This window comes from Metabacillus sp. SLBN-84 (assembly GCF_053629595.1).
On sequence record NZ_JBRJIP010000001.1, the window covers coordinates 3,096,150 to 3,118,679 of the forward strand.

General features: G+C 44.9%; 14 protein-coding genes, 1 tRNA gene and 2 pseudogenes. 3 read left to right on the plus strand and 14 right to left on the minus strand.

The features are described from left to right. Window positions 1–15: 15 nt before the first annotated feature. The 5 genes from RKD52_RS15820 to RKD52_RS15840 all read right to left on the minus strand — a co-directional run bounded on the left by RKD52_RS15820 (window position 16) and on the right by RKD52_RS15840 (window position 7,029). Window positions 16–1,512: a response regulator gene (locus RKD52_RS15820; RefSeq protein ID WP_454100453.1), complete on the minus strand. Its 1,497-nt coding sequence runs from the start codon at window positions 1,510–1,512 to the stop codon at window positions 16–18. Beyond that, window positions 1,487–3,355 (minus strand): histidine kinase, encoded by a 1,869-nt coding sequence (locus tag RKD52_RS15825; RefSeq protein WP_454100454.1) that lies wholly within the window; start codon window positions 3,353–3,355, stop codon window positions 1,487–1,489. The genes RKD52_RS15820 and RKD52_RS15825 overlap by 26 nt, the downstream gene beginning before the upstream one ends. 96 nt (window positions 3,356–3,451) lie before the next feature. Further along, the gene (locus RKD52_RS15830) at window positions 3,452–5,092 is read right to left on the minus strand and encodes an extracellular solute-binding protein (RefSeq protein WP_454100455.1); all 1,641 of its coding nucleotides are present in this window, start codon (window positions 5,090–5,092) and stop codon (window positions 3,452–3,454) included. Between the two features lie 51 nt (window positions 5,093–5,143). Beyond that, a complete protein-coding gene (locus RKD52_RS15835; protein WP_203290269.1) occupies window positions 5,144–6,034 on the minus strand; it encodes a carbohydrate ABC transporter permease in 891 nt (296 codons plus the stop codon). 23 nt (window positions 6,035–6,057) lie between these two features. Beyond that, window positions 6,058–7,029: an ABC transporter permease gene (locus tag RKD52_RS15840; protein WP_454100456.1), complete on the minus strand. Its 972-nt coding sequence runs from the start codon at window positions 7,027–7,029 to the stop codon at window positions 6,058–6,060. 307 nt (window positions 7,030–7,336) lie between these two features. On the opposite strand from RKD52_RS15840, the gene RKD52_RS15845 reads away from it, so the two are divergent. Then, window positions 7,337–9,844: an NTTRR-F1 domain gene (locus tag RKD52_RS15845; RefSeq protein WP_454100457.1), complete on the plus strand. Its 2,508-nt coding sequence runs from the start codon at window positions 7,337–7,339 to the stop codon at window positions 9,842–9,844. Window positions 9,845–9,935: 91 nt separating this feature from the next. Here the strand turns inward: RKD52_RS15845 and RKD52_RS15850 are convergent. The 8 genes and pseudogenes from RKD52_RS15850 to RKD52_RS15885 all read right to left on the minus strand — a co-directional run. Then, window positions 9,936–10,235: pseudogene (locus tag RKD52_RS15850) on the minus strand (SDR family oxidoreductase); the annotation flags it as partial. Window positions 10,236–10,399: 164 nt separating this feature from the next. Then, complete coding sequence (locus RKD52_RS15855) at window positions 10,400–10,696, minus strand: hypothetical protein (protein WP_369732404.1); 297 nt, start codon at window positions 10,694–10,696, stop codon at window positions 10,400–10,402. 363 nt (window positions 10,697–11,059) lie between these two features. Beyond that, window positions 11,060–12,433 (minus strand): VWA domain-containing protein, encoded by a 1,374-nt coding sequence (locus tag RKD52_RS15860; RefSeq protein ID WP_454100458.1) that lies wholly within the window; start codon window positions 12,431–12,433, stop codon window positions 11,060–11,062. A 404-nt stretch (window positions 12,434–12,837) separates the two neighbouring features. Then, window positions 12,838–12,909: transfer RNA gene (locus tag RKD52_RS15865), tRNA-Val, on the minus strand. A 62-nt stretch (window positions 12,910–12,971) separates the two neighbouring features. Next, window positions 12,972–13,247, minus strand: a pseudogene (locus RKD52_RS15870) (VOC family protein); the annotation flags it as partial. A gap of 225 nt (window positions 13,248–13,472) precedes the next feature. Continuing rightward, window positions 13,473–15,440: a TRAP transporter permease gene (locus RKD52_RS15875; RefSeq protein ID WP_454100459.1), complete on the minus strand. Its 1,968-nt coding sequence runs from the start codon at window positions 15,438–15,440 to the stop codon at window positions 13,473–13,475. Further along, window positions 15,430–15,939 (minus strand): DUF1850 domain-containing protein, encoded by a 510-nt coding sequence (locus tag RKD52_RS15880; RefSeq protein ID WP_454100460.1) that lies wholly within the window; start codon window positions 15,937–15,939, stop codon window positions 15,430–15,432. The genes RKD52_RS15875 and RKD52_RS15880 overlap by 11 nt, the downstream gene beginning before the upstream one ends. 62 nt (window positions 15,940–16,001) lie before the next feature. Further along, window positions 16,002–16,982, minus strand: coding sequence for a TAXI family TRAP transporter solute-binding subunit (locus RKD52_RS15885; RefSeq protein ID WP_454100461.1), 981 nt, complete (start codon window positions 16,980–16,982; stop codon window positions 16,002–16,004). Between the two features lie 262 nt (window positions 16,983–17,244). Between RKD52_RS15885 and katG the strand changes: the two genes are divergently transcribed. Continuing rightward, complete coding sequence (gene katG, locus RKD52_RS15890) at window positions 17,245–19,473, plus strand: catalase/peroxidase HPI (RefSeq protein ID WP_454100462.1); 2,229 nt, start codon at window positions 17,245–17,247, stop codon at window positions 19,471–19,473. Window positions 19,474–19,631: 158 nt separating this feature from the next. Beyond that, complete coding sequence (locus tag RKD52_RS15895) at window positions 19,632–20,771, plus strand: zinc-dependent alcohol dehydrogenase (RefSeq protein WP_454100463.1); 1,140 nt, start codon at window positions 19,632–19,634, stop codon at window positions 20,769–20,771. Between the two features lie 1,084 nt (window positions 20,772–21,855). Here RKD52_RS15895 and RKD52_RS15900 read toward each other — a convergent pair. Further along, window positions 21,856–22,473 carry a spore coat protein gene (locus RKD52_RS15900; RefSeq protein ID WP_454100464.1) on the minus strand — a complete coding sequence of 206 codons (618 nt, stop codon included), beginning with the start codon at window positions 22,471–22,473 and terminating at the stop codon, window positions 21,856–21,858. Window positions 22,474–22,530: the final 57 nt, after the last annotated feature.

The following is a 22,530-nucleotide window of genomic DNA, read 5'->3' on the forward strand; positions in this document are numbered from 1 at the left end:
TCCTGAAAAATAAGATTATGTCTGTTCCTTGGCGGCTGAAATACCAGCCGCCTCCCTGAACTCTTTCGGGGAAATGCCTTCAAGCTCCCGGAATACGCGCGCAAATTGTTTAGGGTTTTTGTAGCCGACCCTGTCACTGACTTCAAAAATTTTCAAGTCAGGATCCTGAAGCAGTCTCTTGCTGTTTTCAATGCGGACTTTTTTCAGGTAATCGACGAAATTTTGACCCGTATTTTCTTTAAACACATGGCTGAAGTAAGAGTAGTTCAGGGATATGTGATTTGAAACAACTGCAAGATTCAAGTCTTTTTGATAGTTTTCACCGATAAATGCAAGTGCCTGTTCCATATAGGTTTGTTCAGTTGAAATCGACCTCAGCTGCTTCATATATTCATGAAGCCTCAGGATCAATTCCTGTGTTTCATGAAAATAATGATAGAAATCGCGGAAGCTGTAGAGGTCCTCCATATGGGACAGCTTTTTAAATGCGGCTTTTGATTCTTCTCCGAACCGCTCAAAAAAAGGTTCATAGATGATTCTGTTTGTTTCGTGATGGATACTCTCAAGATAATCGATTGAATAGGACGTAATCCTTTCGTGATCTAGAACTTTCAACAGAAGAGACTTGATTTCCTGTTCTCTGATTGTTCCGAGCATGTTTTTGATTTTCTTGATTTCTTCTATGGGAAGCATGTCTGCTGCAGGTTTAGATGTTACCGTGTTGTAATCAATATATGAGTGTCTCGGGTGGACAAACGAATATTTGCATGCCTCTGCTGCTTCCAGATAGGCCTCTCTGATCTCTGAAAAATCGGTTTTCTGCCCGCTGCAGCCCAGCTCTGCTTCAGGGATGTGCTGCTTAAGCAAATCAAGAACAGCCTGATCTTCTGTCAGAATGACGGTCCGGTCTTTCTGGTCCAGGAACAGGATTTCTTTTTTCAGCACCTGCTCTGCCTTTTCAAAAAGATTTCTCCCCTGATTCATAACGGCAATGAAATAGTGTCCGCTCTTAGCTTCAAGGTTTGACTGCCCGCAGATTTCTTTGATCCGTTCTTTTGACAGGAGCGGATTCAGCAGGATGTACTGAATTTGTCTAAGCTGTTCCTCTTCCTGTTCCTGCTGAACGAGTGTTTTTGTCTTTTCCAAATCTTCCATCGAACTGCGGACGGTCTGAAACAGCTCGTTTCTGTTCACTGGTTTTAAAAGGTAATCTTTTACTTTGCATTTAATGGCTGCCTTTGTATATTCAAAATCGTCATATCCGCTTAAAATGATCAGGATCGGTTTTTTGTCCGCTTCCTGCAGGGTGCGGATCAGCTCAATTCCGTTCATGCGAGGCATTTTTATATCCGTGATGAGAAGATCGATTTGTTCCCTGCTCATGATATCCAGTGCCTCAAGCCCGTCTCCAGCAAGGAAGGTATTGATTTCGCCCGGGAATTCCCGTTCAATCATGGCTTTAATGCCAAGGCGTATATTTGATTCATCATCCGCTATTAACAGATTGTACATGCTGCAAGTCCCCCTTTGTCTGCAAGTCTGGTACTAGGAATGAAACTTTTGTAAAAGCTCCCTCTTTGCTTTCTAATTGAAGTCCATGATCGGTTCCGTAATGCAAGAGCAGCCGCTCATTTACATTTACAAGCCCGATTCCTGACCCATGAAGCGTTTCGGTATGCTGTCCTGCTGTAATTTTTTCAGACAGGCGTTCTTTCTCTATGTCATTCATACCGGTCCCGTTATCTTCTATCTCGATCAAGATTCCGCTGTCTATTCTATTTGCACTTATTTTGATAACGCCCTGCTTTTCAGCAAGCAATGGAATCAGACCATGCTTGACCGAATTTTCCACAATTGGCTGAAGAGACATTTTCAGCACTTCTGATGCCAGCAGGTGGTCCTGCACATCGACTTTTAGCGTCAGCCTGTTCTCAAGCCGCAGATTCATAATTTCAATATAATGCTTGATATGCGTCAGTTCTTCCTGAAGCAGCACAAAATCGTTTTTCCATTTCAGATTGTAGCGCATCATGGAACCGAGTGATGTCACGGCATCGGACGTCTCGTAATCTCCTTTTATTTCAGCCATCATCTTGATGTTTTCAAGTGTATTGAATAGAAAATGAGAATCGATTTGCGTTTTAAGAGCTTTAAGCTCCGCTTCTTTTGTTACCGCATTTTTATGAATGGCTTCAGCAATCAGGCGGTTGATTTTTGCCAGCATGCTTCTGAAATGATAGGCAAGCTGTCCGATCTCGCTGTATTCATCCACCTCGACTTTCACACCGAAGTCACCAGCTTCTGCTTTTTTCATCGTGCTCATCAGCCTGTACATCTCTTTGAGCAAATACGAGATCATTTTGTATGTTAAAAAGGAGAGAATCAGCACGAGGAACACAATTCCCCCAAGGACAAGATTTCTTGTGTTTTCTGTATCTGCAAAAATCGTTTCAAGAGAGACCAGGCTCAGCATATAGGAGTCGATTGCTTCAATATAGACAGCTCCCACAAGGATGGGAAGCTCATGGTCTTCATAATAAAAAGAGAAGGATTCTTTCTTCTTTTCTTTTTCAAAGTGGCTTGTCAGTGTATCTATACGAATCTCATTTTCTTTTAAAAAGCGGTTATCAGGATTGACGATATAATTGCTGTTCTGGTCAATGACCATCATCGCAGAATCACCTGCGTCAACCGTGCTGAACATTTTCGGGAAAAAGTTCTTTTGAAGCATGCTGATTTCGATGATGCCCAAGTGTTCATCCTTAGGGTAATCCAGCTCCCGCAAGACTGAAATCTTGGCATTCGCCCGGTATGGATAGCGTCCGAGGATATCGTAATCCTGCTGTTCATACCACCACATTTCCATGCCGTTGCGGTCGATGGCTTCCTGCTTCCATGGCTTATCAGCAATCCGCTCCTCACTGAAAAGGATCGGCCACATTTCGTTTACGAAGGGATTGTTTGTGTAAAGGTGAATGTTTTCAATGGTTGGATTATTCACTTGAAGCCTTGATACATTTGAGAACGCATTCATTTTAAAGTTCAGCAGATCGTCCACATTTGTCTCATCTCTTGATTTCACAAAATCGATAAATTCATTATCAGAGACAACCATCTGTGCCGTTCTCCTCATCGATTCGATATTGTTTTCAATATGAACTTTTTCTACTTCAAGGAGATATTCATTTTTCGTTGTAATGTCCTTTATCGCACTTTCATCCACTTGCCTTGTGTAGATCAGGGTAAATGCGACGACTGGAATCATGATGATGAAAATATATAAGGCGATGAATTTTTGCTGCAATGAGAGTTTGAGGAACATTTCGAAGATCTTCGTTTTTATTTTTCCTGCCATGAGGACACCTGCTGTTCTTTTGACGTTCTTTTTAGTATAAGGGATTTCTTTTTCGGATAACAGGGAAAAAAAGGCTGCCGAAGCAGCCCTTTTTCCTTACTTTTCTCCAGCATTCAGTTTTTCATTATTCTTTTCAAACATCTTCTTCTGATACTCTTCTACTTTGTCATAGCCGTAATCTTCACGTTTTTTCAAGTAAGCTTTCATCACCTTATCAAACTCTTTGTCTGATTTTGCAAGAAGCAGCTTCGGAAGTGTTTTTCCCCATTCCTGGCTGATTTTTGTACTTGCAATGGCTTCTGCAGAAGTACCTGTAGGATTCAGGCCGTCATAAGCTGCAAAGCTGACTGTTTTGCCTTTTGTCCAGTCTTCCAATTGCTTGAACGGCTCCGCAGTAGGCGGGTTCCAAGGAAGACTCATATTCGTATCCATCAGCATCCAGTGTTTATAAGAAGCACCGTATTGCTGGTCGAAAGCTGTTCTGTCCTTGCTTAGAAGGTCAAGAACTTCCGGTTTGAACTGAGGTTTTCCGTCTGTCTCATCGTACGTCACGCCTTTTTCACCGAAGAAGAAATCTTTTTGTCCTTCTTCACTGATCAGGTAGCTTAAGAAAGCAATTGCACGGTCTTTGTCTTTTACATCTTTGGAGATAAGAGTAACTGTCCAGCCGGAAATGCTGTCCCCTGCAAGTGTCGGTTGATCGCCTGCAGCGTTAGCAGGACCATCAACAGCGATATAGACAGAATTTGGATCTTTCGCATAAAGAGCCTGCTGCTGAGCAGCCATGTCACTGCGCTGATAAAGCATAGCGAAGTAGCGGCCCTGAGCGATTTTCTCTTCCATTTGCGGGCGTTTGTCTACAAAAATATCTTTTGCAAGCAATCCTTCTTCATTTGCTTCTCTGAATGTTTTCAGCCATTTTACATATTCTTTATCTTCTGTGCGATCATACAGCTTGCCGTCTTTTTCCATAGGAATGGCTAGGAAATTTTGAAGGTAAGCTTCAAGTGATGTATTGCCTACATCTGTAAATTCATGAAGGCCAAGCGGAATAAGCGGTGCACCATTTACTTCCGGAAATTTTTCTTTTGCAGCTTGAAGAGCTGAAACAAACCCTTCAGGTGTGCTCATATCAGGACTTCCAAGTGCTTCGTACATATCTTTTCTTACTAAGAATGTTTGGTTAGAAGGCTTTAAGTCTTTGTATTTTTCAAAATCCTTCGGAGAAGATGATGCATTCGGGTAAGCGTATACATTTCCGTTCTCCTGTTTGTACCACTCAAGCTTTGCGTTATCTGCTACTTTAAAGAAGTATGGATCATATTCTTCAGCAAGTTCATTTAATGGAAGAACCAGTTCGCCTTCCTGCATTTTCTTTACAGCATCTTCCCACCAGCCAAGGGTAATAAAATCAGGAAGCTTGCCGGAAGCTATCATTGTATTCATTTTCTCTGCTTCGTTCCCTGCAGGAGAAATGTAGTTGATTGAAACGCCTGTTTTATCTGTTACATACTTTGAAACGGCGTCCTCTCCCCATTTTGATGCGAACCAGGAAAAGTTGACATACCAGTCAAATGTAATCGGCGATGTATCTGCTTTCCATGCAGGCTCATCGGCTGAAACAGGCTTTTTGTTTTCTTTCTCCCCTGATGAAGCGGTTTCATTATTGCATGCAGCCAGCATGGAAAGAAGAAGAACCGCAATGAGGAAAATGGACAGACTCTTAAACTTTTTCATAGTAAACCCCTCTCTAGTACCTAATTATAATAGACTTTCTTTCTATATGCATCAGCCCTTTACAGAACCGATAAGCATCCCTTTAACAAAGTACTTCTGAAGGAACGGGTACACAAGAACAATCGGCAGTGTCGTGATAACCATGGTTGCAAGCTTGATCGATTGTGACGTTACCGTTTTTGTTGTGATGCTGCCTGGAGCATTCATCATCATCTGGTTGGAACTGGATTCTGCAACAACCTTATACAAATAGGTTTGTATCGGCTGAAGATCAGGATTATTGACGAAGATGACCCCTGCGAAATAATCATTCCACTGATAAACACCCTGGAATAAAGCGATTGTCGCAATAACCGGCATCGACAGCGGCACAATAATCTTGATGAAAATCATAAAGTCATTGGCTCCGTCAATTTTTGCTGCCTCTTCCAGTGATGGCGGAAGCTCTCTGAAGAACGAGACAAAGATAATAAGATGGAAAAAGTTAAACATGGTCGGAATGATATAGACCAGGAAGTTATCAAATAATCCCAGGTCACGAATCAGAAGGAAGTAAGGAATCAGTCCTCCGCTGAAAAACATTGTGACAATACCGATCATCATGTACAGTTTTCTTCCATATAAATCTCTTCTTGAAATCGCATAGGCTACCATCGCTGTGAAGAAAACGTGTGTGATGGTTCCAATAACCGTTTTCGCAATCGTGACTCCGAATGATGTCAGAATGCCTGAGTTGGCAAAAACAGCTTCATAGTTTTGCAGCGTAAACTCCCTAGGCCACCAGTAAATGCCGCCATTAGCTGCATCTGCACCTTCATTCAGGGAGTTGACGATAACATACCAGATTGGGTAAAGCGTTATTCCGCAGATCAAGAACATAATAATGATGTTGATGTTGTCGAAGATGTATTCACTTTTTGTTCTGCGGTTTAATTTAAACAGTTTCAGCACGTGATCTCCCCTCCTTAGAATAATGAAGTGCCGTCAAGCTTTTTCGTAATTCTGTTAGCCGTGTAAAGCAGAATAAAGGCAATGATTGCTTTTAAAAGACCGACTGCCGTTGCATAAGAATAGCGCGCATTTTGAACACCCATTTGATACACATAGATATCAATAACATTGCTAGCGCTTTCATTTAATGCATTACGGAGAACCAAGATCTGGTCAAAGTTTGAATTCAGCACACCGCTGACTGCCAGGATGAAAAGAATCGTAATCGTTGGACGGATCGAAGGCAGTGTGACATGCCACATTTTCTGAAAACGGTTTGCCCCGTCAATTGTTGAAGACTCATAGAGTTCAGTAGATACGCCCGCTATTGCTGCAAGATAGATGATTGCAGACCAGCCGATTTCCTTCCAGATATCCGAGATAATCACAATGCCCCAGAAGTACTGCGGTTCAGCCAGGAAGCTGATGCGTTCATTGATAATTCCGAGATTAAGTAAAATGTCATTAATAATGCCAATATCAGATAACCATGTTGTTAAAATACCGCCGAGAACAACCCATGAAAGAAAATGAGGCAAATACGTAATCGTCTGAACCATTTTCTTAAACTTCAGTGAAGTCAATTCATTCAGCATCAAGGCAAAAATGATTGGCAGCGGAAATCCGATAATCAGCTTAATCAAGCTGATGCCAAGAGTGTTCTTCAGTACAGTCCAGAAATTCTCATCCTGCAGAAATTCTTTAAACTGCATCAGTCCAACCCACGGAGCCTCTCTGATTGTGCTGATAATGCTGAACTCCTTAAAAGCTATAATCAGTCCATACATCGGCACGTAGTTGAAAATGAACATCCAAACCATACCGAGCAGCGCCATAACCTGCAAATATTTTTGGGAATTCATCCTCTTTAGATCCCGTTTTACTCTTCCTTTTTTTGTACTGGGCGCAATTACTTGCTCCTCTGCCCGTACAATCTTCGCTTCCATCTGCTCACCACCCCGATTTCTATGATGTTTTCTATCTGTCCTTATTGTAAGAAAAAGTGTCCTCCTGCATAAGTTAGGAAATTTCATGTAAGGTATCAGAATTTTGGATGGAGAAAAAAGGAACTGGCACCTGATTGCATGTTTTTAATTGGGACCATAAGTGCACATTGTATCGGGCAGCGCCCGACCGCAGACAATTGTGCTAATTTACCTGGACATTTACACTGTTCACTTTGCTGCCGGTGAATATCTTAAAGTAAGCTTTTCATTTACTAGTGAAAAGCATATTTTTGAAAGGAGGAAAAAAATGAGTATCGAAAACCGTATAGTAAATGATAGTTTTGAATCGGGCAGTTTTTTCCCATGGACCGCATCCAACGCTGTCATTACAACTCAAATTTCTCATAGTGGATTTGCTGCTGTCAGATTTGCAGGAGGAAATGTTAATTCATTTCTCTATCAGTTCGTTGAAGCAAATTCAGGTGAGACTTTTTTGCTTGAACTTGCGCTTGCCAAGGTTGGCGCTCTCCCAAATCCTCTTGTTACCGTTGTCCTCGGATTTTATGATGATGCATTTAACTTTCTCGGAATTGGAACTATCCAAAATATCCCACCAAACCGCCTGCCAGATGTAAATCAGAATCACTGGCTTGAACTCTATGAAAATACTACTCCTGCTCCGGCAGGAACGACCCAGGCGCTTATTCTGATCAACAAACTTCCTCAAGCAGGCACAGCCGATGTTATTCTTGATGACATTTCTCTTCTCTATTTTGCGGGAGGAATTGCGGGACCGGCAGGACCTACAGGGGCTACCGGACCGGCTGGTGTTACGGGTGCTACTGGAATCACTGGACCGGCGGGCGTTACGGGTGCTACGGGTGTTACTGGACCGGCAGGTGTTACTGGACCACCAGGCGTTACTGGACCAGCAGGCGTTACTGGCGCGACGGGTGTTACCGGACCTGCGGGCGTTACTGGAGCTACTGGAGTTACTGGACCAGCGGGCATTACTGGTGCTACGGGTATCACTGGACCGGCAGGTAGTACGGGTGCTACGGGAATCACTGGACCAGCGGGTGTTACAGGTGCCACGGGTGTTACCGGACCGGCGGGCGTTACGGGCGCGACTGGAGTTACTGGACCGGCGGGCGTTACTGGCGCGACGGGTGTTACTGGACCAGCAGGTGTTACGGGACCGGCGGGCGTTACGGGCGCAACTGGTGTTACTGGACCAGCAGGTGTTACTGGTGCTACAGGTGTTACGGGACCGGCGGGCGTTACGGGCGCGACTGGAGTTACTGGACCAGCAGGTGTTACTGGACCGACGGGCGTTACTGGTGCGACAGGTGTTACTGGACCGGCGGGCGTTACTGGACCTGCAGGTGTTACGGGTGCTACAGGCGTTACTGGACCGGCGGGCGTTACGGGTGCCACGGGTGTTACTGGACCAGCGGGCGTTACGGGTGCTACCGGTGTTACTGGACCGGCGGGTGTTACGGGTGCTACCGGTGTTACTGGACCGGCGGGCATTACGGGTGCTACCGGTGTTACTGGACCGGCGGGCGTTACGGGTGCTACCGGTGTTACTGGACCGGCGGGCGTTACGGGTGCTACCGGTGTTACTGGACCAGCGGGTAGTACAGGCGCCACGGGTGTTACTGGACCGGCGGGCGTTACGGGTGCTACTGGAATCACTGGACCGGCGGGCGTTACGGGTGCCACTGGTGTTACCGGACCAGCGGGCGTTACGGGTCCTACTGGAGTTACTGGACCAGCGGGTAGTACAGGTGCCACAGGCGTTACTGGACCGGCGGGTACCACGGGTGCCACTGGTGTTACTGGACCGGCGGGTGCCACGGGTGCCACTGGTGTTACTGGACCGGCGGGTGTTACGGGTGCGACAGGTGTTACTGGACCGGCGGGTGTTACGGGTGCCACTGGTGTTACCGGACCGGCGGGTGTTACGGGTGCGACAGGTGTTACTGGACCGGCGGGTAGTACCGGTGCCACTGGTGTTACGGGACCGGCGGGCGTTACTGGTGCTACTGGAGTTACTGGACCGGCGGGTGTTACGGGTGCGACAGGTGTTACTGGACCGGCGGGTGTTACGGGTGCCACTGGTGTTACCGGACCGGCGGGTGTTACGGGTGCGACAGGTGTTACTGGACCGGCGGGTAGTACCGGTGCGACAGGTGTTACTGGACCGGCGGGCGTTACGGGTGCTACTGGTGTTACTGGACCGGCGGGTAGTACGGGTGCTACGGGTATCACTGGACCAGCGGGTAGTACTGGTGCCACTGGTGTTACTGGACCGGCAGGCATTACAGGTGCGACGGGTGTTACTGGACCGGCGGGCGTTACGGGTGCTACAGGTGTTACTGGACCAGCGGGCGTTACGGGTGCTACGGGTGTCACTGGACCGGCGGGCGTTACTGGTGCTACTGGAGTTACTGGACCGGCTGGCGTTACGGGGGCTACTGGAGTTACTGGACCGGCTGGCGTTACGGGGGCTACAGGCGTTACGGGTGCCACAGGCGTTACTGGACCAGCGGGCGTTACGGGCGCGACGGGTGTTACTGGACCGACTGGTGTTACTGGCGCAACGGGTGTTACTGGGCCAGCGGGCGTTACGGGTGCTACTGGAATCACTGGACCGGCGGGCGTTACAGGTGCCACGGGTGTTACTGGACCAGCGGGCATTACGGGTGCTACGGGTGTCACTGGACCAACTGGTGCTACTGGACCTACCGGCGTTACTGGGCCAACAGGACCTACCGGTGCTACTGGACCAACTGGCGCTACCGGACCCTGATTTGCTGCAGCTCTAGTCAAAGGGTGGCCTGGATTTTTTCCAGGCCATCTTTCTACATAAAAAAGAACCCTTAAAGGATTCTCAGGGTTCTCTAAACACCGGAATATGCAGAAACTCCTCCATCTACAGGTATGACCGTTCCCGTGACAAATCTGGAGGCGTCGTTGCTTGCAAGCCACAGCAATGTACCGTTTAGATCTTCAGGATTGCCGAATCTCTCCAGATGAGTTTGACCGAGAATTTTAAGCGAAGGGTCTGTATAGCTTCCATCGGGCTGTGTCAGGAGGCTCCGGTTTTGTTCTGTAAGGAAAAATCCACCCGGATTCCTGCTTATGACGTGAACGGCCAGCCACTGCGTAAAATTACTGATGTAGGCTTTGACTCCGCTGTATTCAGATTATCTTTGTCAATTGAGTAAATGCATTCATAAATCATTGTCGGCGTCCTGTGAGCAACAACGGAGCTGAACAGCCGGATTCCATCAGCCACACCCAGCTGATGGAACCTAAACTTAAAGCCCGAAAATCTGCAGTCCCTCCAAAAAAACACCTCTGACTATTCATCAGAGGTGTTTTTCAGCATATTCATTGCTTTGTATAATTCAACGTCATGTTCACTGATCTTAGACAGCACATACTTTGCTGATAATCTCAAATCTCTTACTTCATCACCAAGTTTCTGAATATCCTCTTCGTGGTCATCTCCTCCTGAATGAATGGCCCTGGAAAGCTTATACAGCTGTTCCTCTGCCTTATCAAGCCTTGAATCCACTTGTTTTTCAAGTGCATCAAACCGTTTATCCATACTGGATTTTAATTCTGTAATGGCCAGCAGAAGTTCCCTGTTTTCCACGAATATCCCCTCGCAATTGGTTAGTAGGAAGCATACATTTATTATAGTTTCAGTGAACAGGAGTTACTAGGATAAACGCGATAAATATTTGTAAAACATTTGCAAACGATTTTGGGTTTGGATTGTGAAAGCACCTGTTTAGACTGTTAGATCCTTGATTTGGATTGTTAGACTCTTCATTTGGAATGTAAGCATGTCTCCAGTGACCTCTTGAAGGGTGAAAAATTTCAGAATGTTTTCCTTCCTGCTGCATTTCCATAAGTTTTTATATTGAAAGATAGAAAAAGGCAAGGAGATATACGAAAATCATACCTCCTTGCCTGAACTCTATACGTTCTGAATCATCCCTTAGAACAGAAGAACCTATTTTTTCTCATATTTTTCTGTCATTTCTTCTTTTTTCTCCTGAATGGAGTCCTTCAGGTCTTCGCCCTCTCTTTTAACTGTACCAAGCAGCTCTTCATGAGTATCCTCCGCATAATCTTTCAGAATTTCATGTCGCTGATCGACCAGGCTTGTAACTTCCTGACGGATATCATACTCAATTTGTTCTTTTTCCTGGAGATATAAGGCTGCATCATTCAGTCTCTTTTTCTCCTCATAAATCATGTTCGTTAGCTCTCTTTTTCTTTCATAAAGATCATTTTGCTTCTTGCTTTGCTCTTCCCAGACTTCACTCCAGTTTTTATTGCCCCAGTCCCACCATTCGTTCCAGAGGCGCAGGCGCTCATCTTCCCATAATTCCTGGAAGTCTTCAGCCGTATCAACGGTTTCATATTGACCGCCGCCGGCCTGAGCTACAGACATGAGCTGTTTTTGGCCGCTGCTGTCTACATCAAAACCAATGATATTGACAACCGCTTCAATATTTGAATCGTGCAGCTCTTTTGCAGCTTTTGCCGGATCTCCGTCACACGTTTCAATCCCGTCACTCACGACATAAATAATGTTCTGTCCCTGTTTATCCGATTTTTCAAAATCTGCTTTTGATTCCGAGATGGCCTTTGCGATCGGCGTCCATCCGGTCGGCTTGAACTTTCCGAGCGATGCTTTAAACTCTGCTTCATTATACGGCTTCAAATCGTAAACCACTTCTGTGCTGCCGCAGGAAAGCTGTTTATCGCTGTCGCTGTTGCTGCCTTCCTGCCCGTACACTCTGAGAGACACATTCGCCCCCTCAGGCATAGACGCAACAAAATCATTAACGGCTTTCTTTGCCAGATCCATTTTCGTTTGACTGCCAATCTTCTGGGCCATACTGCCGCTTGCATCAAGAAGGATTGAGATATTTGTATTAAGTCCGATCTCGCCGTTTTCAAGCGACATTCCTCCAGGCATATTGCTTAAAGATGTCTCAATGCTCGGGTTGAATTCTTCATAAAAGTCATAAAAAGGCTTATAGTTTTCTCCTTCGTTAACAAGAGCAAGCAGCTCGCCATAAATCTGAAAGCTGTCTTTATCTCCAAACGACTTTTCATCTAAAGCTTTATGTATAACCGCCTTATTGTAAGCATTCCCTGAATATTTTCCAGGTTCTTCTTTAACAATATCTTCAATGCTGCCGGCTATCTCAACCTCATCCTCATTTTCTTTCTCAGAAACTTCTTCTTCTTTTTTAGTATTCTCTTTTTTCTCTTCTTTTCCAGAAGCCTGTTCCCTGCCTCCGCATGCTGCAAGCGCAAACAAGACGAATAAAGCTGACAGCAGCATCAGACATATCTTCTTCGTACGCTTCATTTTTTCACTCTCCTATTCTTTTTACCATAATTAATAAAATATGGATCTTTATAAAGACTTTTACAGTATACATGAATAAAAATGGCAAAAAAGACGAAATGGAAAATTAATAGCAAATGGATTAAAATTGGTAAAAATGTACCATCAATCTTTTACCCTTTTTTATGACGTTTACACCCCTTACCAGAAAAAAATTCCAAAAATTGAATTTCCAGTTCGAAAGTAGGAGCTTATGTTTACCCGGGTCTCCTCTTCAAGGTATAAAAACAGCCGCACATAAAAAAGCACCCGTCGACTATTTGCGTCGGGTGCTTTTTCGGGTTTCAATTTTCGGCCGTCCAACCACTCGGCATTTTCCCAAATAAAAAAGAGCTCCCCATTCCGGGAAACTCTCTCAAATGTAATGACCTGTGAGGGACTTGAACCCCCGACCCCTTCCCTGTCAAGGAAGTGCTCTCCCACTGAGCTAACAAGTCGCAGTATGTAAGTGCTGCTGACAAGTTCTATTATATGAGGCGGCGTTTGCAAAGTCAATACTTTAATTATCAAAAAAAGTCATATATTTTTTCTCTTCCTTATAATACTGAATCCTGTCCTGAAGAGTTCCTGTATGAAACTCAAACTTGTGTCCGTCCGGATCTGTGAAGTAAATGGATTTCTTGTCTCTTTCATCTCGTGATCTACCAGGTAAGACTGTAACGTGTTGCTGTAATAGTTTTTGATGGAGGCTGTCGAATTCGGACTCTTCTATTGTAAAGGCGATGTGTGTATAGGATTCTTTTATTTCAGTTCTCGGTATGTCTTTTTCAAGATTACTCCTCTCACACTACCGAAAAGTATTCTTACATCACGTTTACAGCACTTAACTTCCACTTTCACTTCTGCAGAGTGTTCTTACATCACGTTTACAATACTTAGCTTCAAATTAAAAAAGGGCAGCAATCGCCGCCCTTTAAATTTTTTGTAATAGACATCGTTTACCTGCGCCATTGTTTTCTTATAATTAGAGCAATAAAACCGCCCCTGTTAGGTTATTTCTTTACGCCTCCCGAGCCACTGTCTGACCGCTGTCTTTTTTATAAAAAAACTGCACAGCAAACAATCCTGCAAACATGATTAGACCGACTACATCTGAAATTCCCTCTGGGTAGATTAATAGCAAACCTGCAATGATAGCCAGTACTCGTTCGATCCAGTTCATAGGTCTCATCCAATAGCCAATAATTCCGGCACCAATTGCGATCATTCCCGTCACTGCTGTAAACACAACCCAAATGACTTCTGGAATTGTCGTATCAATTAGAAGCATTTCTGGTGAAAGAACAAAGATATATGGGATGATAAATGCGGCAATGGCAAGCTTGGATGATTGTATTCCTGTACGAATAGGTTCTCCTCCTGATACACCAGCAGCAGCAAATGCTGCAAGCGCTACCGGCGGTGTAATATCCGCAATGATTCCAAAATAGAAAACAAATAGATGGGCAGCTAAATCAGGATAGCCCATAAAAATGATAACAGGTGCCGCTATTGTTGATGTGATGACATAGTTTGCCGTTGTTGGGGATCCCATTCCCAAAATCAAGGATGCGATCATCGTGAAAATAAGTGTTGGAATAATGTAGCCTTGTGCCAGATCAATTAAGCCATTTGCCAATGTTAAACCTAGTCCTGTTTTTGTTACAATCCCTACGATAATACCGGCAGCAGCGGTTGCCGCCGCTACAGACAAAGCCGTTCTTGCCCCATCTACCAATGCTAAAATGATAGCTTTAGGGCCCATTCTTGTCTCTTTGTTAATGAACCCTGCTACTATAGCAATTAAAATGGAATAAAGTGCTGCATGCATAACTGGAATACCTGTCATTAACAAGACGATAATCGCCAGAATCGGAAGCAGGAGGTAGATCTTCTTCGCCACTTCTTTACGATTAGGCATCTCATCTTCTGTTAATCCCCGTAAACCTAAACGCTTCGCTTCAAAATGGGTCATGATCCAGATTCCAGTAAAATAAAGGATTGCTGGAATGGCTGCAGCCTTTGCAATGTCCCAGTACGTGATGCCATTTCCAATAAATTCGACCATCAAGAAAGCAGCAGCTCCCATGATTGGCGGCATTAATTGTCCGCCAGTTGAAGATGCGGCTTCAACAGCTCCTGCAAATTCCTTTTTATATCCCAGTTTTTTCATCATTGGAATGGTAAATGCGCCTGATGTTACTACGTTTGCAACGGAGCTTCCGCTGATTGTGCCTTGAAGGGCGCTTGAAAAAATGGCAACTTTAGCCGGTCCGCCGACTCTTTTCCCGGCGATTACAGCTGACAGATCATTAAAATATTGACCTACACCAGTCTGGATCAAGAACGAGCCGAATAACAGAAACAAGAAAATAAAAGTTGCCGATACCCCAAGCGGCGTTCCTAAAATCCCTTCTGTTGTGAAAAACATGGTCTGAACCAATCGTTCAAGACTTAACCCTCCATGCTGAAGAAATCCCGGCATGTATTGTCCAAAAACCCCATAAGCCATAAAAAGAACAGCAATAATTGTAATAGGAAGCCCGACTGCTCTTCTTGTGGCTTCGAGAACGAGCAAAATCGCAATAATCCCTATTGCAAAGTCAGTTGTCGTTAAGATTCCAACACGCATGGCGATGTCTTCCATAAAGAGCGGCCAATAGGCACCGACGACAATACTGAGAAGAGCAAGCACAATATCATACCAGCCAACTTGCCATTTGCCTGATTCTTTCTTTTTCTTATTTAAAGGGAATAATAGAAAAATAAGCGCCAGTGCAAATCCTAAATGGACGGAACGCTGAATTTGAGCAGTAAAAACGGAAAAAATAGCTGTGTATAATTGGAAAAGGGAAAATGACAGCAAACCCAGGAAAGCAATCCATCCCATAATTCCCGTGAGCTTTCTCGTTGCAGCTTCTGGATCGTATTTTTCGAGAATTTCCTGCTGTTCTTCAAGTGATAAAAATTTCACTTCTTCATCCTTCATTGATTTTCACTCCTCTCAAAAGCTGAAAAAGATTCATGGTTTCATAACTGACTCTGACCCATGTACCGGGTTTTATGTATTTTTTCAATTCATATTCTTTTCCTTTGTAAACCACTCTGTGATTGGCAACCACCTGTCCTGTGCTGAGGTCAAAAAAAGGAAATGTCCGATTCATATTTGAAATGATATAACGGCCATCCTTTCTTTCAAAAATCTCTTCCCCCTCAGGTCCAGAGGGCATGCCTACTGCAAACGTCTCATATGAAAGCTCCATTTGTTTGATCTGTTTGTTCGAAAGCTCATATGTTTCAATCACATCTGTCAGATGAATGGAATGGGTATACTTTATTTGAAAAGTATCGCTTTCTTGAACAGAAATGTACGCCAACAGCCTGTTTGTGTCTTCAAAATGAAAAGCTGCGGTTTTCTTAAACGGGATAATAAAGATGAGAATGACTAAGATGAAAAGCATGAGAGCGTATAATCGCTTTTTCTTCATCCCTGTTTCCTCCAAAATCAAGCGATAGACCGCAGTTCCTCTGCGGCCTATCTCTCAAACCATTATTTCAGTACGCCTTTTTCTTTAAAGTATTTCTCGGCGCCAGGATGCAGTTTCAGATCGCCAATCCCGTCAAGAGCTGTTTCTGCTTTGATTAATTTGCCTTTAGCATGGGCAATTTTATCTGTGTTTTCAAAAATGGATTTTGTGATCTCGTAAACGAGCTCCTCATCAAGCTCATCCTGTACGACAAGCATCGCCTTGACAGCTACTGTGTTCACGTCTTCACCAATTTTGTACGTGCCGCTTGGTACAACATCCTCTGAATAGAAAGGATATTTTTCAATCAGCGCTTTTATTTTGTCATCCTCGAGCGGAACAACAATTACCTTGTTTTGGGCTGAAAGTGTTTCAACTGCAGCAGTCGGAGTTCCGGCTGTAACGAATGCTGCATCGATGCTGCCGCCCTGAATGCCTTCAGTAGACTCATCAAATGACAGATTCTGCGCCTGAACATCCTCTACCGTCAAGCCGTATACTTCAAGAATTTGAACGGCGTTAAGATAAGCTCCAGATCCGATTGCTCCTACTGAAACTTTTTTCCCTTTTAAATCTTCAACAGATTTAATTCCGCTTTTATCTGTTGTAATCAGCTGAACTGTCTCATTATAAAGTGTTCCAATGCCGAGGACGCTGTCAATTTTGTTGTCTTTGAACATGCTTTCTCCTGTTAGAGCATAAGTGGCAATGTCCGTTTGAGAGAAAGCAATTTCAGCGTCTCCGCTTTTTAATGTCTGCATGTTTTCTACAGAAGCCCCTGAAGATTGAACCGTAGCTTTATAGTCTGTGCTGTCAGAGATAATATCACCGAAAGAACCGCCGAGAGGATAATATGTACCGCCTGTTCCCCCGGTCAGAATGCGGAGTGTTTTAGGTTTTGAATCTCCTGAACCCCCTGAACCGCTTGTTCCCTCACTGCCTCCGCAGGCGGCTGCAATCATGGCAATAGCAAGCATCATAACAACGAGCAAATATTTTTTCATGCCTTTCTCTCCCCCTCTAATTGTCATAAATTTGTAATATTACCATTTTTATATTAACATAGCAGGAAAGATAATTGTCAATTAATTCTTAAAATTTAAAAAACACACCCTGTATTAAAAATAGTTCTTTCCGGAGAGTCATATTGCTTTGTAATTCTTTTTTTATTTAGTATAATTATAAACTGATAATGATTATATTCATCAGAATAGTCACAATCATTAAAAGCAAGTATTTAAAAGACTTTTATCGGGAGGGAAAAACATGGAAACAAATAACAGCCAAGATCAAAAAAGCCATACAGCTGCAGGCCAGTGCCCATTCACTGGTGCTCAGGGAGGTCACGCAGACAGTGCAATCACAACTTCCAGAAAGCCTGGAGGTACAACAAATAAAGACTGGTGGCCGAACATGCTTAACCTTGGCATCCTTCGCCAGCATGATAAAAAATCTAATCCGTTCGGAGAGGATTTTAATTATAAAGAAGAGTTCTCAAAACTCGACTATGACGCTTTAAAGCAAGATCTTCATAATCTGATGACAGACAGCCAGGACTGGTGGCCTGCTGATTATGGTCACTACGGTCCCTTCTTCATCCGGATGTCTTGGCACGCAGCCGGTACGTACCGGACAGCTGACGGCCGCGGAGGCGGTGCTTTTGGTTCGCAGCGTTTCGCTCCTCTGAACAGTTGGCCTGATAACGTGAATCTGGATAAAGCCCGCCGCCTTCTGTGGCCGATCAAACAGAAGTACGGGAACAAAATTTCCTGGGCAGATTTGCTTGTACTAACCGGAAATGTTGCGCTTGAGTCAATGGGACTTAAAACCTTTGGATTTGGTGCCGGCCGTGAGGACATCTGGCATCCGGAAGAAGACGTATACTGGGGAAATGAAAAGGAATGGCTGGCTGACAACCGCTATTCAGGTGACCGGGAGCTTGAAAATCCTCTTGCAGCCGTTCAGATGGGACTTATCTATGTAAACCCTGAAGGCCCGAACGGAAAACCGGATCCTATGGGAAGTGCCCGTGACATTCGCGATACATTCTACCGCATGGGTATGAATGATGAAGAAACGGTTGCCTTGATTGCAGGCGGACATACATTCGGTAAAGCTCACGGCGCTGGCGATCCGTCACTTGTCGGGGATGATCCTGAAGCAGCAACACTGGAAACTCAGGGCTTCGGCTGGCTGAGCAAGCACGGTAAAGGGAAAGGCCGCGATACAATCTCAAGCGGAGTTGAGGGCGCCTGGACTGCTAACCCTACGAAATGGGACAACGGTTATTTCGAGCAGCTGTTAGGCTATGAGTGGAAGCTGACTAAGAGTCCGGCCGGCGCTTATCAGTGGGAGGCAGTGGATCTTCCTGAAAGTCACATGGCACCTGATGCGGAAGATGAATCCATCAAAGTGAAAACAATGATGACAACAGCTGATATGGCACTGCGCACAGATCCGGACTACGAGAAAATTTCACGCCGTTTTTATGAAAATCCGGAAGAATTTGAAGATGCATTTTCACGTGCATGGTTCAAGCTTCTTCACCGTGACATGGGGCCGAAAGTTCGCTACTGGGGTCCGGAAGTGCCGCAGGAAGATCTTATTTGGCAGGATCCAATTCCGGCAGCTGACTACACATTGTCTGACGCTGAAATTTTAGATTTAAAAGAAAAAATCTTAAACTCCGGTCTTTCCGTGAGTGAGCTTGTTAAAACAGCTTGGGCTTCTGCAAGCACGTACCGCGGTTCGGATATGCGCGGCGGTGCGAACGGTGCGCGTGTGCGCCTCGCTCCTCAAAAGGACTGGGAAGCAAATGAGCCTGCTGAACTGGCAAGAGCTCTTGATGCGTATGAAAGCCTCCAAAGCCAGCTTGACAAAAAAGTCAGCCTTGCTGACCTGATCGTTCTTGGCGGAAGTGCGGCAATCGAAAAGGCAGCGAAGGATGCAGGCTTTGATGTAGTCGTACCATTTACACCAGGCCGCGGCGACGCAACAGCAGAACAAACAGACGTTGAAGGCTTTGAAGTGCTTGAGCCGGTATCGGATGGCTTCCGCAACTATCAGAAAGCGGAATACTCCATCAGCCCTGAAGAAATGCTTGTTGATAAAGCACAGCTTCTTGGACTGACTGCACCGGAAATGACGGTTCTTCTTGGCGGAATGCGTGTGCTTGGGACAAACCATGGCGGCACAAAGCATGGCGTGTTCACAGATCGCGCGGGTCAATTAACAAATGACTTTTTCGTTAATCTTTTAGACATGGGCATTGAATGGAAACCGGCCGGATTTAACCAATATGAAGGCCGTGACCGCAAAACAGGTGAAGTGGTGCGCACTGCCTCCCGCTTTGACCTTGTCTTCGGCTCCAACTCTATCCTCCGTGCACTTGCGGAAGTGTATGCACAAGATGACAACAAAGAGAAATTTGTGAATGACTTTGTTGCTGCATGGGTGAAGGTAATGGATGCTGATCGATTTGATGTAAACCAATAATCACATGTTCAAGCCCGGTGGATTCTGTATCCGCCGGGCTATTTCTATTTTCGCGAAAAATAGCGCCTCTCCTACAAAAGTATCATTTTTCCAATAAGTCCATTATTTAGAGGAAAGACGGGTATAACAACACTATCACAATTTAGGAGGCTGTATTGATGAAAGCTGTAACGTTTCAGGGTGCAAAGGAAATGGAAGTGAAGGAAGTTCCGGATGCGGTTCTTCAGAAAAATGATGATATCATTGTCCGCATTACATCAACTGCCATTTGCGGTTCGGATCTGCATATCTATCAGGGCGCACTGCCCGCTGAGAAAGATTATGTCGTCGGGCATGAGCCTATGGGGATTGTCGAAGAGGTCGGACCTGAAGTAACAAAGGTTAAAAAGGGAGACCGGGTCGTTATTCCTTTTAACATTTCCTGCGGAGAATGCTACTACTGTAAACACGAACTCGAAAGCCAGTGTGACAATTCCAACGGAAATCCTGAAATCGATACAGGCGGGTACTTTGGATTCACCGAACGTTATGGAAATCATCCCGGAGGTCAGGCTGAGTATTTGAGAGTTCCTTACGGAAACTTTATGCCGTTTGTCATTCCTGAATCGGTTGAACTTGAGGATGAAGCTCTCCTGTTTATGTCTGATGTCCTTCCAACAGCCTACTGGAGTATTGAAAATGCCGGTGTGAAAGCTGACGATACGGTTGTTGTGCTCGGATGCGGTCCGGTCGGACTCATGGCGCAGAAGTTCGCCTGGATGAAAGGCGCCAAACGGGTTATCGCTGTAGATAATCTGCCGTACAGGCTTGAGAAAGCAAAACGAATGAACAATGTTGAAATACTTAATTTTGATGATTTTAAAGACACGGGTTCCCACATAAAAGAACTGACAAGCGGAGGCGCTGATGCTGTGATCGACTGTGTCGGAATGGACGGCAAAAAATCAGCTCTTGAGGAAATCGGCCAAAAGCTGAAGCTTCAGGGAGGAACGTTAAGTCCGTTTGAAATCGCCATGAACGCCGTCAGGAAGTTCGGAACCATTCAGCTTACCGGTGTATATGGTTCAAAATACAATATGTTCCCTCTGGGAAATATCTTTGAACGCAACATCAATCTAAAAATGGGACAGGCACCGGTCATTCATTACATGCCAATGCTTTTTGATATGATCGCATCAGGGAAGCTTGACCCGACCGAAATCGTTTCACATAAGGTGCCTTTAAGCAAAGCCAGCGAAGCTTACAAAATCTTTAATGATCATGAAGATGAATGTGTGAAGGTTGTATTGAAGCCTTAATCATATAGTAAAAAGGGTGAATTTGAGTACGGTCAAATTCACCCTTTTTTAATCGTAGATTCAGCTCCTGTTGGACAAGTGCCTTCAAGCAGGCTACTCCCGCTCTTGATGGTTCTAATCAAGCAGGTAAGTTCCCTCAAGCTAGCTGTTCCTGTTGCTTGAGGGTTCTAAATAAGCGGATAAGCTCCCTCAAGCATGTTCCCCCTGTCCCTTGATGGTTCTAAACAAGCGGATAAGTTCCTTCAAGCTGGCTCCCTCTGTCCCTTGATGGTTCTAAACAAGCTGATAAGTACCCTCAAGCTGGCTCCCACTGTCCCTTGATGGTTCTAATCAAGCGGATAAGTTCCCTCAAGCTGGCTTTTCCGTCCCTTGATGGTTCTAATCAAGCCGATAAGTTCCCTCAAGCAGGCTTCTCCGTCCCTTGAGGGTTCTAAACAAGCGGATAAGTTCCCTCAAGCTGGCTTTTCCGTCCCTTGATGGTTCTAATCAAGCTGATAAGTTCCCTCAAGCTGGCTCCCTCTGTCCCTTGATGGTTCTAATCAAGCCGATAAGTATCTTCAAACAGGCTCCCACTGTCCCTTAGTGGTTCTAATCAAGCGGATAAGTTCCCTCAAGCTGGCTCCCTCTGTCCCTTGATGGTTCTAATCAAGCCGATAAGTACCCTCAAGCTGGCTTTTCCGTCCCTTGATGGTTCTAATCAAGCGGATAAGTTCCCTCAAGCTGGCTCCCTCTGTCCCTTGATGGTTCTAAACAAGCTGATAAGTACCCTCAAGCTAGCTGCTCCTGTTGCTTGTTGGTTCTAATCAAGCCAATAAGTATCTTCAAACATGCTCCCACTGTCCCTTGGTGGTTCTAATCAAACGGATAAGTTCCCTCAAGCAGGCTCCCACTGTCCCTTGATGGTTCTAATCAAGCCCATAAGTACCCTCAAGCATGCTCCCCCTGTCCCTTGATGGTTCTAAACAAGCGGATAAGTTCCCTCAAGCAGGCTCCCACTGTCCCTTGATGGTTCTATTCAAGCCGATAAGTTCCCTCAAGCATGCTCCTCCTGCCTTTTGAAGGTCCTAAACAAATTTTGCATGATTTAATGCTGCTTCTTTTGAACAGGAGCAAAAGCATTTACCATCTGCTGCATGTCCCCTTCGGGAAGTTGCGGCACCTGATAATAGTGATGCTTGTTCTGATAAATCGAGATCTCATAGGCCATCTCAATACAGTTTGGAATGGTATCTGCCAGCACACGCCTGACTGTCGGGTTGGTTACCTCCGTAGTCGCCATTCCTTTAAGGGATGCATTTGATTTCACCATGTTCAGCATCAGGCTCGAAATAACCTGATCCGTTATCTCACCCGGCATCCCTATTGGCTTCACTGGCGGAGTTTGTTTCAGGCCGTATACAAAATCATTTTTCTGTTTCATGTTGTAGACTTCTGTAGAGACAGAGGGTTTTACTCCTGTCTGAAAGCATTCTACAATCGTGTTATATTCCGTCATCATAAATTGCTCCTGCCTGTTCATCAGATCAAGCAGTTCAGGGTCTTTGACATGCGGTTTTAAAAGGACATAAAGATTTAAAGCATTGACCGCTCCCGATAAAATTTCTGATACATCGAACATTTCATGCCCGCCGTGATTTTGCTGCGGCGGAACCATGCCTGTCTGCATATTTTCGTTTGGATCTCCATTGATTTGCTGAGTCATGTTTTATCCTCCTTTTTTCATCTTTCTATTCTCTATCAGGAAACCAATTCTATTCGC

What these genes read in the sequence shown, in the direction of transcription:
- RKD52_RS15820 (WP_454100453.1), bottom strand. Translation starts at nt 1,512, where the DNA reads ATGTACAATCTGTTAATAGCGGATGATGAATCAAATATACGCCTTGGC.
- RKD52_RS15825 (WP_454100454.1), bottom strand. Translation starts at nt 3,355, where the DNA reads ATGGCAGGAAAAATAAAAACGAAGATCTTCGAAATGTTCCTCAAACTC.
- RKD52_RS15830 (WP_454100455.1), bottom strand. Translation starts at nt 5,092, where the DNA reads ATGAAAAAGTTTAAGAGTCTGTCCATTTTCCTCATTGCGGTTCTTCTT.
- RKD52_RS15840 (WP_454100456.1), bottom strand. Translation starts at nt 7,029, where the DNA reads ATGGAAGCGAAGATTGTACGGGCAGAGGAGCAAGTAATTGCGCCCAGT.
- RKD52_RS15845 (WP_454100457.1), top strand. Translation starts at nt 7,337, where the DNA reads ATGAGTATCGAAAACCGTATAGTAAATGATAGTTTTGAATCGGGCAGT.
- RKD52_RS15860 (WP_454100458.1), bottom strand. Translation starts at nt 12,433, where the DNA reads ATGAAGCGTACGAAGAAGATATGTCTGATGCTGCTGTCAGCTTTATTC.
- RKD52_RS15875 (WP_454100459.1), bottom strand. Translation starts at nt 15,440, where the DNA reads ATGAAGGATGAAGAAGTGAAATTTTTATCACTTGAAGAACAGCAGGAA.
- RKD52_RS15880 (WP_454100460.1), bottom strand. Translation starts at nt 15,939, where the DNA reads ATGAAGAAAAAGCGATTATACGCTCTCATGCTTTTCATCTTAGTCATT.
- RKD52_RS15885 (WP_454100461.1), bottom strand. Translation starts at nt 16,982, where the DNA reads ATGAAAAAATATTTGCTCGTTGTTATGATGCTTGCTATTGCCATGATT.
- katG (WP_454100462.1), top strand. Translation starts at nt 17,245, where the DNA reads ATGGAAACAAATAACAGCCAAGATCAAAAAAGCCATACAGCTGCAGGC.
- RKD52_RS15895 (WP_454100463.1), top strand. Translation starts at nt 19,632, where the DNA reads ATGAAAGCTGTAACGTTTCAGGGTGCAAAGGAAATGGAAGTGAAGGAA.
- RKD52_RS15900 (WP_454100464.1), bottom strand. Translation starts at nt 22,473, where the DNA reads ATGACTCAGCAAATCAATGGAGATCCAAACGAAAATATGCAGACAGGC.